Source organism: Streptomyces sp. NPDC041784, from assembly GCF_055591025.1.
This window is the reverse complement of sequence record NZ_JBVJAB010000006.1, coordinates 1-12,910: the sequence shown is the minus strand read 5'-3', so window position 1 is coordinate 12,910 and position 12,910 is coordinate 1. Positions and strand designations below refer to the sequence as shown.

Annotated in this window: 8 protein-coding genes and 1 pseudogene; 4 read left to right on the top strand and 5 right to left on the bottom strand. The window is 74.5% G+C overall.

Annotated elements, in window-relative coordinates:
* Nucleotides 1-33 precede the first annotated feature (33 nt).
* A complete protein-coding gene (locus ACZ6D7_RS14425; RefSeq protein WP_469489478.1) occupies nt 34-1,617 on the bottom strand; it encodes a phage tail sheath family protein in 1,584 nt (527 codons plus the stop codon).
* A 251-nt stretch (nt 1,618-1,868) separates the two neighbouring features.
* Between ACZ6D7_RS14425 and ACZ6D7_RS14420 the strand changes: the two genes are divergently transcribed.
* Nucleotides 1,869-3,284: a hydrolase gene (locus ACZ6D7_RS14420; RefSeq protein ID WP_469489475.1), complete on the top strand. Its 1,416-nt coding sequence runs from the start codon at nt 1,869-1,871 to the stop codon at nt 3,282-3,284.
* 449 nt (nt 3,285-3,733) lie between these two features.
* On the top strand, nt 3,734-5,128 hold the full coding sequence (locus tag ACZ6D7_RS14415; RefSeq protein WP_469489472.1) for a ricin-type beta-trefoil lectin domain protein: 1,395 nt from the start codon (nt 3,734-3,736) through the stop codon (nt 5,126-5,128).
* Nucleotides 5,129-5,155: 27 nt separating this feature from the next.
* Here ACZ6D7_RS14415 and ACZ6D7_RS14410 read toward each other — a convergent pair whose 3' ends face one another.
* From ACZ6D7_RS14410 to ACZ6D7_RS14400, 3 genes are all read right to left on the bottom strand, one after another.
* Entirely contained in the window at nt 5,156-7,270 is a 2,115-nt protein-coding gene (locus ACZ6D7_RS14410; protein WP_469489469.1) for an ATP-binding protein, read from the bottom strand.
* Entirely contained in the window at nt 7,267-7,923 is a 657-nt protein-coding gene (locus tag ACZ6D7_RS14405; RefSeq protein ID WP_469489464.1) for a Pvc16 family protein, read from the bottom strand. The genes ACZ6D7_RS14410 and ACZ6D7_RS14405 overlap by 4 nt, the downstream gene beginning before the upstream one ends.
* A 138-nt stretch (nt 7,924-8,061) precedes the next feature.
* Entirely contained in the window at nt 8,062-8,727 is a 666-nt protein-coding gene (locus ACZ6D7_RS14400) for a helix-turn-helix transcriptional regulator (RefSeq protein WP_469489461.1), read from the bottom strand.
* A 351-nt stretch (nt 8,728-9,078) separates the two neighbouring features.
* Between ACZ6D7_RS14400 and ACZ6D7_RS14395 the strand changes: the two genes are divergently transcribed.
* Both ACZ6D7_RS14395 and ACZ6D7_RS14390 read left to right on the top strand, forming a co-directional pair.
* Nucleotides 9,079-11,898, top strand: a complete 2,820-nt coding sequence (locus ACZ6D7_RS14395; RefSeq protein ID WP_469489458.1) for an AAA family ATPase — start codon at nt 9,079-9,081, stop codon at nt 11,896-11,898.
* 44 nt (nt 11,899-11,942) lie between these two features.
* Nucleotides 11,943-12,629: an SMI1/KNR4 family protein gene (locus tag ACZ6D7_RS14390; protein ID WP_469489455.1), complete on the top strand. Its 687-nt coding sequence runs from the start codon at nt 11,943-11,945 to the stop codon at nt 12,627-12,629.
* On the opposite strand, the pseudogene ACZ6D7_RS14385 reads toward ACZ6D7_RS14390, so the two are convergent.
* Nucleotides 12,630-12,910, bottom strand: a pseudogene (locus ACZ6D7_RS14385) (hypothetical protein); the annotation flags it as partial.

Here is a 12,910-nt window from a genome sequence, read left to right as displayed (position 1 = left end):
GGTTGAGGGGAGGTACCGGCGGACGGAGGTGGGCTACTCCTCCAGCTCCCCGCTCCCGCTGGAGAACTGCGCCAGCCGGAAGATCACGAACTCGGCCGGCTTGACCGGCGCGATGCCGATCTCGCACACCACCCGGCCGACGTCGACCGACTCCGGCGGGTTGGTCTCCTCGTCGCACTTGACGTAGAACGCCTCCTCGGGCCGGGCGCCGAACAGGGCGCCCGCGCGCCACTCGTTGACGAGGAACGCGGAGACGTTGCGCCGGATCCGGGCCCACAGCGCGTGGTCGTTCGGCTCGAACACCACCCACTGGGTGCCGATCAGGATCGACTCCTCCAGGTAGTTGAAGTACCGGCGGACGTTCAGGTAGCGCCACGCCGGGTCGGAGGCCAGCGTGCGGGCGCCCCAGACGCGGATGCCGCGGCCCGGGAACGCCCGGATGCAGTTCACGCCGATCGGGTTGAGCAGGTCCTGCTCGCCGCGGGTGATCTGGATCTCCAGGTCCACCGCGCCCCGGATGACCTCGTTCGCGGGGGCCTTGTGCACACCGCGTTCGAAGTCGTTGCGGGCCCAGACGCCGGCGATGTGGCCGCTCGGCGGGACCAGCCGGGACTGGCCGACGGCCGGGTCGAAGGACTTGATCCACGGGTAGTACAGGGCGGCGTACTTGGAGTCGTAACCGGCCGTCTCCTGGCGCCAGACGCGGATCTGGCGGGCGTTCAGGCCGGGCGGCGGGTCGATGATCGCGACGCGGTCGCCCATCAGCTCGCAGTGCGCGATCAGGCCGAGCTGGACGGCCTTGACGGCCTCCAGGTCGATCGCGCCGCGCTGGTAGGCGGCCATCAGGTCGGGCACCGCGACCATGGACACCTCGTCGACGGCCTCCAGGCCACCGAAGCCGGTGCGGTCGGCGCTGTCGCCCAGGTACTGGGCCGGGCCGACCGAGGCGGCCTCGTCCGAGGCGGGGACGGCGGGCGCGGCGGCGGCCGACGCGGCCGGCAGGGCGACCGTCTGGTTCTCCGGGCGGGCCAGCTGCGCGGCGGGCGCGGCCTCGGCCACGGTGATGAGCTTGGACCGCTCCTTGACCTGGGTGACGACGTAGGCGCGGTTGCCCTTCTTCGCGGACACGTCGAACGTCTCGACCGCCCGGTCGCCGTCCTTGACGATCAGCTTGAACCGCTCGGCGGGGCCCTCGCCCTCCGCGTCCGCGACCTCCACGCTCAGGTCGCCGGGCGCCACGGCCGTCACGGCGAACGTGCCGAGCTGCCGGGGCTCACCGGCCGGCAGCGCGGCGGGCGCGGCGGAAGCGCCCACCGCCGCCGGGGACTTGGTGTCACCGGCCGCGCCCGCCGGGGAACCGCCCACCCGGACGACGTAGGCGGCCGAACCGCCGTTGTTGAAGAAGCCGTAGACGGAGTGCGCGAGGTAGTACCCGTCGGTGAAGTCACCGAAGGCCGCCACGTACTGGGTCCAGTTGGTCACCAGGGTCGGCTCGTTGAGCGGGCCGGTCGGGGCGAGCCCGACGAAGGCCGCGACCGAGGTGCCCACTCCCTCGATCGGGCGGGAGCCGCTGGCCACCTCCTCGACGTATACGCCGGGCGACAGGTAGGACGGCATGCTGTGCTCTCCTCGGGGTACGCGTCAGGACATCTCTCACCGTCACGCGCGAAGCGCGTCCCCGAAACGTCCCGCGGTGCACGTCCGGGGGCATGGCCGCTGCCCGCAGGGGCAGGACGGCCGCGGTCGCGGACGGGCGAGGTGGGCGGGTTGCCCCCGAGACTGCCCCCGCGGTCCTTCCGCCGCGCCCGCCGGCTCCGGTACGGCTGGATCACCAGCCGTCGACTGCCGAGCCACCTGGACCTTGACTGATGTGGACCTCCCTCGAACCAGCCTCCGCCACCGTCGATCCGGGCAGCCGGACGACGGTCCGGCTGCGGGTGCGCAACACCGGTGACGTCGTCGACGAGTACCGCTTCGAACCCGTCGGCCCCGTCGCCGCCTGGACGACGGTGGAGCCGCCGACGCTGCGGCTGTACCCGGGGACGACGGGCACGGTCGAGCTGACCTTCGCCCCGCCCCGCACCCCGGACGCGGCCGCGGGTCCCACCCGGTACGCGGTCCGGATCACGCCGACCGAGCACCCGGACGCGGTCACGGTCCCCGAGGGCAACCTGACGGTCACCCCGTTCACGGAGGTACGCGCCGAACTCGTACCGCCGACCGTCAAGGGCCGCTTCCGGGGCCGGCCGCGGCTCGCCATCGACAACGTCGGCAACACCCGCGTCACCGCCTCCCTCAGCGGCAGCGACAACGGTGACCGGCTGTCGTACGAACTCCAGCCGGGCAGTGTGCAGATCGAGCCGGGCCGGGCGGTGTTCGTGGACACCACGCTGCGGCCCCGGCAGATCATCTGGTTCGGGTCGAAGGAGGAGCAGCCGTACAGCCTGACCGTGCGCCGGTCGGGGGCGCAGCCGCTGGCGGTGGACGGGACGTTCGTGCAGCGCGGGTTCCTGCCGAGGTGGCTGGCGACCGCGCTGAGCATCTCCCTCGCGCTGACGATCGCCTTCGTCATGATCTGGCTGGCGTACAAGCCGCAGGTGCGCACCCTCGCGACGGAGAAGGCCGCGCAGGCGGAGGCCACCGCGCTGCCCACCCCCTCGGCGCCCGCGCCGAGCGCGCCCTCGGCGCCCGCCGCCAGTGAGCCCGCCCTGCCGTCGGCCCCCGCGGACAGCGGCGGGGACACGGCGGGTAGCGGGGACGGCGGCGGCTCGGGCGGCGGCGACGACGGCGCGGCCGAGGAGGACGCGGCGCCGGAGCCGGAGACGGCCGCCGACGCCGTGCAGAAGCTCGCCGCGCGCAGCGACGGCCGGCACATCTGCTACCGCGCGTACGTGGCGGACCAGGGCTGGCAGGCCCCGGTGTGCGACGGCGCGATCGCGGGCACGACCGGCCAGAGCCTGCCCATCAAGGCGCTGAACATCGCCACGGTGGCGACCGGCGGGGTCACGGGCAACGGCGCACATGTCAACGAGGGCTGGTACACGGGCGACAAGTGGTCGAACGCCGCCGACGGGGTCGACATGTACATCGGCAGCACCAAGGAGGCGCTCTCGCCGCTTCAGGGCTTCACGATCAAGACCCCGGACGGCGCGGTCTGCTTCAACCCGCACATCAAGGACCGGGGCTGGCTGGGCGTGGGCTGCACCGAACCGGGCGGCTGGAAGTACGGCGGCAGCCCCATGGGGGACAAACTCCAGCTGGAAGCGGTCCGGTTCACCGTGTGAAACCCCTGAGCGGCCGCTCGGCGTCAGCCTGAAACACACCACCGGTCCCGGACTGGGGGCCGGGCGTCCCGCCGAGGTGTCGGGCGTGGTCGCCACCAGGCTCGCCGGGGATCCTTCCCGGGTACGGGTGGTCTGGGAGGACACCGCGACCGACGAGACGAGCTACCAGGTCGCAACAGCACCCTCAACACGAGCGTGAGCGTGGGTCCGAACAGCACCCCGTTCACCTTCACCGGTCAGCCGGCGGAGAGGCAGTGCCACCAGGTGCGGGCGGTCGACGCGAAAGGCGCGTCGGACTGGACGCCGGTGAGCCCCACGGGGGAGTGCGTCCGACGAAGGACCCCGGGGGCACGTTCGGCCGGGAGGGCAAGCCGGTCCGGTCCTGCCGGGCACCCGCTCTGCCCCGTGGCCTCTGACCTCGGCCGCCGCCCTCGCCGTAGCGTCGGTGCGTGAGCCTGTGGACTTCTCTTGAACCAGTGGCCGCGACCGTGGACCCCGGCGGCGGCACGACCGTCCGGCTGCGGGTGCGCAACACCGGTGACGTCGTCGACGAGTACCGCTTCGAGCCGGTGGGGAGCGTGGCGCCCTGGACGACGGTGGAGCCGCCGACGCTGCGGCTCTACCCGGGGACGACGGGCACCGTCGAGCTGACCTTCGCCCCGCCCCGCACCCCGGACGCCACGGCGGGACCCCACCCGTACGCGGTCCGGATCACGCCGACCGAGCACCCGGACGCGGTCACCGTCCCCGAGGGCAACCTGACCGTCACCCCCTTCACGGAGGTGCGCGCGGAGCTGGTCCCGCCGACCGTCAAGGGCCGCTTGCGGGGCCGGCCGCGGCTCGCCATCGACAACCTCGGCAACACCCGTCTCACCGCGTCCGTCGCCGGCTCCGACATGGGCGACAACCTGGCGTACGACTTCCGGCCCGGCAATGTGCAGATCGAGCCGGGCCGGGCGGTGTTCGTGGACACCACCCTGCGGCCCCGGCAGATCATCTGGTTCGGGTCGAAGGAACAGCGGCCCTACGCGCTGAACGTGCAGCGCTCGGGCGCGGTGCCGCTGTCGGTGGACGGCACGTTCGTGCAGCGCGGGTTCCTGCCGAGATGGCTGGCGACCGCCCTGAGCATCTCCCTCGCGCTGGCGCTCGCGTTCGTCATGATCTGGCTGACGTACAAGCCGTCGGTCGGCACCCGCGCCTCGGAGAAGCTCACGCAGGCCGGCAGCACCGCGCTGCCCAGCCCCGTCGTGTCGGCACCGTCCGCGCAAAAGCCGGACGCCTCCGCCGAGGCCCTCCCCGACGTCGAGACCCCCTCCACGCCGCCCCAGCAGGACGACACCGGCGGATCGGACTCGGGCTCCGGGTCCGGCTCGGGCGGTTCCGGCGGCTCCTCCACCTCGGGCGGCGGCGGTGGCGGCGGCTCCGACGACGAGGAGGAGGAACCCGAGCCGGTCGGCGACCTGATCATCGGCCAGGCGTCCAACCGCTGCGTCGACGTCCCCGACGCCCAGAACGGCAAGGGCAAGGACGGCACCCCGCTCCAGATCTGGGACTGCGCCGGATCCGCCAACCAGAAGTGGGACTTCCGGGGCGACGGCACCGTACGGTCCGTCGGGATGTGCATGGACGTCGCCTGGGGCTCGCGCGAGGACGGCGCGGTCATCCAGCTGGCCCGGTGCAGCGGCAACCCCGCCCAGCAGTTCGTGCTGAGCCAGGCCGGTGACCTGGTCAACCCGCAGGCCGACAAGTGCGTGGACGTCAAGGACAACGGCACCGGCAACGGCGCGAAGCTCCAGCTGTGGACGTGCTCGGGCACCCCGAACCAGAAGTGGCGCAAGGGATAAGGCCACTGGGCGAGGCGGCCGAGCGGCTCACCAGGTCGCCTCTCCCGGCACCAGGCGGCCCGCTTTGCGGTACTCGCGGCGGGCCCCCTCCAACAGGTCGCCGTCGCCCACCGGCGCGCCCCGTCCGGCGGCCAGGTAGGCGGCGGTGACCACCGCGCTGCGGATCGAACCGCCCGCCAGCTCGAACTCCCGGGCGAGCGGGCCGGGTTCCACGCCCCGCTCGCACGGCACATGGGCCAGCCCGTGCCGCCACAGCGCCAGCCGCTGCTCCGGGTCCGGGAACGGGAAGTCCACCACCAGGTCGAGCCGGCGGGTGAACGCCTCGTCGATGTTGGCGCGCAGGTTGGTGGTGAGCAGCGCGATGCCGTCGAAGGACTCCAGGCGCTGGAGCAGGTAGGCGCTCTCCATGTTGGCGTACCGGTCGTGCGAGTCCTTCACCTCCGACCGCTTGCCGAACACGGCGTCGGCCTCGTCGAAGAGCAGCACGCTGTCGGTGCGGTCCGCCTCGGTGAAGATGCGTTCGAGGTTCTTCTCGGTCTCGCCGACGTACTTGTCGACGACGGAGGAGAGCTGGACGACGTAGAGGTCGAGGCCGAGTTCGGCGGCCACGACCTCGGCGGACAGCGTCTTCCCGGTGCCGGACTCGCCCGCGAACAGGCCCAGCACGCCCCGGCCCCGGCCGCCGCCCGCGCTGAGCCGCCAGTCGCCCAGGACCCGGTCGCGGTGCCGGGCGCGCAGGGCCAGCTCGTGGAGCTGGGCGAGGGGGCGCTCGGGCAGCACGAGATCCTCCCAGCCGACGGCGGGACGGATCCGGCGGGCGTGCCGCTCCAGCCCGGACGCCGACTGCTGGCGGGCGGCCAGCCGTACGTGGTCCGCGGTGAGCGGGGTGCCCTCGAAGGCGGCGAGGGCACGGGCGGCGTGCGCGGCGCGCTGGGCACGGTCGCCGCCGAGGCGGTAGGGGGCGACGGCGGTGGCCAGGTCGAAGCCCAGGCGGCCGAGGCTGTCCGGGCCGATGTTGTTCGGGCCGAGGCCGTCCGTGGGGAGGCCTTCCATGGGGAGGCCTTCCATGGGGAGGCCTGGTTCGGCATCCGGCCGTTCGGTGGTGCCGAACGCCGTCGTCCACGCTTCCGTTCCGCCCGCCCGGCGCCGTGGGGCCTCCACGACCAGCGGGTCGTACGGGGACCAGTGCGGGTCGTAGGGGCGGGGGTCGGTGAGGAGGACGGTCACGTCCGTCGCGGCCGTCAGCTCGGCCACCATCGGGCCCGGCTGGTCCGGGAGGCCGGACAGGACGACGGCCCGCCCGCCGAGGCGTGCCTCGCGCAGGAGGTCGGGGACGCGGTCGGCGGGGCCGGTGAAGCGCAGCGCCGGCAGGCCGGCCGCGTGCAGGGCGGTGGCCAGGGCGGCCAGGCCGTCGCCCTCGCGGTGCTCGCGGAGGTAGGCGGTGAGGGGGCCGTCCAGCAGTCGCTTGGCCAGCCGCTGGACGAAGACGGCGGTCCCGTCGTCCTCGTCGGCCGGGAGCGGCTGTGGCTGCGGCTGCGGGAGCGGCTGCGGGAGCGGACCGAGATGGCCGTGCAGCGCGGCGTCCGGGGTGTCGTCGCCCAGGAGGTGGGCGAGCAGCCGGTCCGGGACGCGCAACGAGCGGGACAGGAAGGGCCGTTCGGGCTCCTCGACCTCCAGCAGGCCGAGCGCGCACAGCGGTGCCGAGGGGTGGAATCGGGCGCGGGCCGGGGCGAGGTGCGCGGGCACCCCGCACAGGTCGAGGGCGAGTCCGACGGTCGCCCGGCGCCGGCTCACGTCGTCGTTGAGGTAGCCGTAGAGCGGCTCGAAGGTGCGGTCCAGGTCCGGGGCCAGGGCGATGAGCAGGACGGTGACGTCCAGGTCGGTGAGGGGGAGGCGCTCGGCGAGCGCGGTGACGGGGTCGCCCACAGCGGGGCCGACGGGGCCGGCGGGGCCGGTCGGCGGGAGGTCCGCCACGGGCGACCCGGCCGCCGTTCGGCCCAGCAGATGCCGTACCGCCTCCTCGGACAGGTACAGCCCCCGCAGCGGGTCGTCGGCCGTCGGGTCGCCCGTGGCGCGGTGGTCGACCAGGACGGCGACCCGGTCGCGCAGGGCGGCGAGCCGGGTGAGCAGCGCGTCGGTCACCGGCGGTCCTCGCGGGCGGCGCGGGCCGCGGCCACCTGGTGCGGCCGGTGCGCGCGCTCGCCGTCCTGCGGCGGGTCGTCGTCCATGCCGCGGACGCGGACCGCCGCGCCCTCGGTGACCGGCGGCCCGGCGTCGTACTCCGGGTACGCCGGGAAGGGCGCCGTGATCACCAGGTCCAGGGAGGGCTTCAGCTCGCCGCCCAGGGCGGACCAGATCTCGGCGAGGGAGCGGGACTCGGTCTGCACCCCGGCCACGTTCACCGGCACCGAGAGCCCCAACGCGCCGAGCAGGCCGGGAAGTTCCTCGGGGGAGAGCAGCTCACGGGGCAGCAGGTTCGCCAGCACGGCGGACAGCAGCCGGTGTTCGTCCTGTGGGGTCTTCGTCCACGCGGTCACCAGGTACGACAGCCGGAACCAGCGCGGCGGCTGACGGCGTTTCACCACTACGTCCCGTTGGTCGCGCACCGCGATCTGGCCGCGCTGGCGGCGGGACACGTCCTCCCGGATGTCGTACAAGTAGGCGTTGACGACGGGGGCGTTGCGGCGGGCCGCCCAGTCGCGGGTGGGGGCCTCGAAGGAGACGTCGATGTCGGAGCCGGTCAGGGCGCCGCCGCCGAGCAGTCCCTTGAGGACCTCGTCGACCTCGTGGATCACCGTCGCGCTCCTCAACTGCCTTGCCCGGAAAGCCGTTCGTCGATCGTGCCCGGGGCGCCCCGGGTGGGAGAGGCGTGCCGGGGTCGGGGACCGGGCACGACACGCTGCCCGCGTGTCCGCCTTCGAGTGCCCGTTCGGTCAGATGTAGCCTTCCCGGAGGGCATATGCCACGGCATGCGCCCGGTTGCGCAGATGCAGGCGGGTCGTGAGTCCGTGCATCACGTTCTTGACGGTCCGTTCCGAGTAGGACAGCTTGCTGGCGATCTCTCCGGTGTCCAGGCCCTCGGCGACCAGCCGCAGGACGTCCACCTCCCGTGGCGCGAGGCCCAGCGAGGGCGCGCCCGGCCGGCCGACCGCGCCCCGGTGCAGGGTGCCGACCTGGCTGATCAGCCGGCCGAGCAGATCGGCGGGCAGGTCACCGTCGCCGCGCGCGGCCGCCAGCACCGCCTGCACCAGCCGGTGCGCGGTGGCCTCGCGGCGCCAGACGATCGCCCCGACGCCGCATTCGATGACGTCCAGCAGTTCCGTCTCGCGGATGGTGCCGACGACGAGCACCGCACGGGTGCCCTCACCGCGCGCGATCCGCCTGAGCCGGCCGAGCGCCGCCTCGTCGAGCGTGTCCTCGATGAGCAGCGCGACCGTGCCGGCGGCCGCGGGGTCCTCGCGGACCTCGATCTCCGGCCGTCCGCGCAGCTGGCTGACGGCGCCCTCGCGGGAGATGGGGTCCGGGGCCTGGACGGACACGGGAATGCGCCGGCGGGCTGTCGTGGTGCCGGTGTCCGGTGTCCGGGGTGAGCTGAGCAACCGATTCCCCCAGGGTCATGGGCCCGCCGGCCGGCGGGGACCGGTGGCGGGTGGGTCGGATTCAGACTTCTGCGAACCGTGGGGTGGCGGCAATCGTGGAGCACCACGAGGAGGACCACGAGAGCAGCGGCCACGGCACCACGGTGTCCGCACGTCACCGCAGGTCAGAAGGGTTCACGGGGGTCGTGGGCGAGGGATCGTGAGCCTCGCCACAGGGACGGCGGTGCCCGATTCGCCGTCGTCCTCAGCAGGCACGTCCACACCAGGGACGCCCGTACCGGGCACGCCCACACCCGGCACGTCCACATCACGGACGTCCGTACCAGGAACTTCCGACAGCAGGAGGCAGAGATGACCGGACCGCTGCGGGAACGCCACGACGCGCACAGGCTGCTCGACGCCGAGGCCGAGCGCGCCCTGGCCGGCAGCGGGCGGCTCGTCCTGCTGCGCGGGGCCACGGGCACCGGCCGGTCCGCCCTGCTGGAGAGCGTGGTCGCGCGGGCGGCGGAGCGCGGGCTGCGGGTGCTGCGCGCCCGCTGCTCCCCCGAGGACACCGCCGTCCCCTTCTCCGCGGTCCTCCATCTCCTCGGCCCCGTACCGGAGTTCGCGGACGTGGCGCCCGGCCTGGACGACCGGGGGAGCGCGGCCCGCCTGTGGCGGCTGCTGCGGTCGTACGCCGCCGAGGGCCCGCTGATGGTCGCCGTGGACGACGTCGACCTGGCCGACGACGCGTCGCGCCGCTGGTTCGTGGAGGCCGCCCGGCGCGTCGACCGATTACCGGTACTCCTGGTGGCCACCGAGCGCAGCCAGTACGACATCGCCCCGGGGCCCGCCGGCCTCACCCACGCCCTCTCCCCGTCCCTGGTCCGCACCCACACCCTCGCCCCGCTCACCGACGAGGCCTCCGCCGACGTGGTCCGGGCCGCCTTCCCCGCGGCCTCCGCCCGGTGGACGGCCGACCTGGTGCGCGCCGGCGCGGGCAGCCCCCTGCTCCTGCACGCCCTCCTCGACGACCTCGGCGGCGCCCCGCCCCCGACCGCCGTACCGGAGACGTCCGCCGCGCTGTACCCCGGCTCCTACCCGGCCGCCGTCTCCTGGTGGCTGGACACTGCGGGCCCGGAGACGGCAGAGGTGGCCCGAACACTGGCCACCCACGCGGGCGGGCCCGCCGAGCCGTATGCGGGCGGGCCCGCCGAGCCGTATGCGGGCGGGCCCGCCGAGCCCCGGATCCTCCCCCGCACAGCCCCCCGCATCGACCCCCGCGCCGCCGCCCACGACGCCGCGCTCGTCGCCGACGCCTGTGGGGCCGATCCGGCGCGGGTCGCCGGGTGGGTGACCGCGATGGCGCGGCTCGGGGTGCTGCGGCCGGACCACGCCGGGCGGCCCCGTTACGCGCACCCGCTGCTGCGGGACGCCGTACTCGCCGGCTGGCCCGCCGCCCGGCGGCAGGAGGCGCACCGGGCGGTCGCCGAGGCGATGCTGCGCCGAGGCGACCGGGCCGAGGCCGTCGCCCGGCAACTGCTGGACAGCGGGCCCGTCGGCCTGCCCTGGGCGCTGCGCGTGCTGCGCGACGCCGTGACGGCCGCCCTGCGCGACGCCCGCCCCGACGCCGCCGTCGGATACCTGCGCCGCGCCCTCCAGGAGCCGGTCCCCGACGATCTGCGCCAGCGCCTGCTGACCGAGCTGGGCTCGCTCGAGTACGTCTCCGCCGACGCCCCGGCCGGCATACCCCGGCTCGCCGAGGCACTCGACCTGCCCGCCGAACCCCGCGACCGGGTCCGTACCGCGATCGCGCTCGGCACCGCCCTCGCGGGCCTCGGCGAGGTCCGTACGGCGATGGAGGTGCTGCGCCGCCTGGAGGGCCGGCTGGCCGGCCACCCCGAGCTGGCCCGTACCGTGCAGACCGCGTCCGCGCTCCTCTCCGACCAGGACCAGACCGCCCGCCGGGAGGCGTACCGCTGGCTCGCCGACACCGCCGAACGCACCCCGGAACTCGTCGGCGCCTCCGGCCAGGCGCTGCTCGTGCGGTACGCGGCGACGGCCGGGGACAGTTCGGCGCAGGACGCGATGCGGCGGTTGCGCACCCTGCTGACGGAACCCTCCGATCCGCTCGCGGAACCCTTCCTGCTGGGTACGGCCGCCGCCGTCGCCCAGTGGGCCGACCAGCTCGACGACGCGGAACGACTCGTGGAACGCGGCCTCGCCGGGCAGCGGCCGTCCTTGCTGCACCCGATGGAACAGGCCCTGCTGGACGTCCGCCTCGACATCGCCGCCGCCCGGGGCGCGTACGACGTCCTGCTCGCCGCCCGTCCCGCCGGCCCCGCCCGGCACACCGGCCCCGCCAACGCCGACGCGCACGCCCTGCTCGCGCTCGTGGAGACCGGCCGCACCGAGGAGGCCCGGCGGCTGGCCGACGGCTTCGACCTCGGCGGGGCCGGCGACAGCTGGGAGCTGAACCGCTTCCTGTACGCGCGGGGCGTCCTGCGGTTCACCGAGGGGGACGTCACCGGCGCCCTGCACGACTTCCTGGAGTGCGGACGCCGCCAGTCCGCCCGCGCGGTCCTCAGCCCGGTCGTCACCCCGTGGCGGACGGCGGCCGCGGAGTGCCGGCTGGCCCTCGGCAGCCCCCAGGAGGCGCTGGTCCTGGCCGAGGAGGAACTGCGACTGGCCCGCGTCTGGAACACCCCGCGCACGGTGGGGCGCGCGTTGCGCGTGCTGGGCCGGGCCACCCGGGGGCGGCGCGGGCTGGAACTCGGCGAGGAGGCGGTGACCGTGCTGCGGGACTCCCCGGCCGAGGCCGAGTTCGTGGCCTCGCTCCTCGCGCACGGGTTCCAGCTGATCGCCTCCGGCGAGCGGACCCGGGGCCGGGACCATCTCCGCGAGGGCGCCGAACGCGCCGAACGGCTCGGCAGCGTACGGCTGCTGGCCTACGCCGAGGAGGCCCTGCGCACCGCCGGAGCCCGCCGCTCCACCCCCGCCCACACCGGGTCCGCCGCGCTGACCGGCAGCGAGCGCCGGATCGCCGAACTGGCGGCGGACGGCCGTACGAACACGGAGATAGCGCAGGCCCTGCACGTGGCGCGGCGCACGGTCGAGACCCATCTCACCAGCACCTACCGGAAGTTGGGGATCAGGAAACGGGGGGAGCTGCGGGCGGCACTGGAGAAGTGAATGCCCGCGGGGCCCGTTGTCAGTGGGGGACGTACGGTCGGGGCATGGTCGACGAGACATGGGCGGGCGTGCGGCGGCGCGTCACGGAGTTGGGCTCCCGCGAGGCGAGCCGCGAGGTGTTCGGGGCGTACGGGCACGGCTGGGCCCTGGACGAACCTCTGACCGAAGCCGAGCTGGCCGACCTGGAGGCGCAGGTGGGCGTACGGCTGCCGGAGGACTACCGGACGTTCCTCACCCGGGTCGGCGCGGGCGGCGCGGGCCCGTCGTACGGCGTCTTCCCGGTCCGGCGGGTGGACGGCGGCTGGCGCTGGGAGGGAGACGGCGCGGACCTCGCCGACCTGACGCTGCTGGCCCGGCCGTTCCCCGAGCGCGGCCCGGACCCCGAGATCGTCGACGCCCTCCTCGCCGAACAGCCCGACGAGGAGTCCTTCGAGGACATCGACGCCTTCGACGAGGCGTACGAGGCGTGGCAGGAACGCTGGTACGACGGCCCGCTGTTCGCCCCCGAGCGCACGGCCGGAGCGATACCGATCTGCCACCTGGGCTGCGCCCGACGCGAGTGGCTCGTCGTCACCGGCGTCCACCGCGGCACGGTCTGGTCCGACCCCCGCTGCGACGACGCGGACCTCGAACCTCTCCGTGCCCCGGACGGCACGCCGACGACGTTCGCCCGCTGGTACCTGGACTGGCTGGAGAAGGCGGAGGCGGCGGGGGCTTCGGCCGTGCGGTGATCAGCGGATGTAGCGGGGGAGGTTCTCGGTGGGGATGGTCCAGTCACCGATGGTGACGTCCTCGCCGTAGACGAAGTCCTTGCGGGTGGCGTAGCGGGGGCCGTCGGGGGTGGGATGGATGTCGGTGAGGACGGCGCCCGTCCCGGTACGGGGATCGAAGATCGCGTAGATGGGGACACCGATCAGGGGGTTCGGAGCTGCTGCCGCTGGAGTGTGTTCAAGGGTGTTCTGGTGAGCGGGAGTGAGCGTCGGTGGTCTGCGTCGTACCGTGTGCCGCGGCA

Bases quoted from the DNA above. Each gene is read 5' to 3' on its own strand.
- ACZ6D7_RS14425 (WP_469489478.1), bottom strand. From the start codon at position 1,617: ATGCCGTCCTACCTGTCGCCCGGCGTATACGTCGAGGAGGTGGCCAGC.
- ACZ6D7_RS14420 (WP_469489475.1), top strand. From the start codon at position 1,869: ATGTGGACCTCCCTCGAACCAGCCTCCGCCACCGTCGATCCGGGCAGC.
- ACZ6D7_RS14395 (WP_469489458.1), top strand. From the start codon at position 9,079: ATGACCGGACCGCTGCGGGAACGCCACGACGCGCACAGGCTGCTCGAC.
- ACZ6D7_RS14390 (WP_469489455.1), top strand. From the start codon at position 11,943: ATGGTCGACGAGACATGGGCGGGCGTGCGGCGGCGCGTCACGGAGTTG.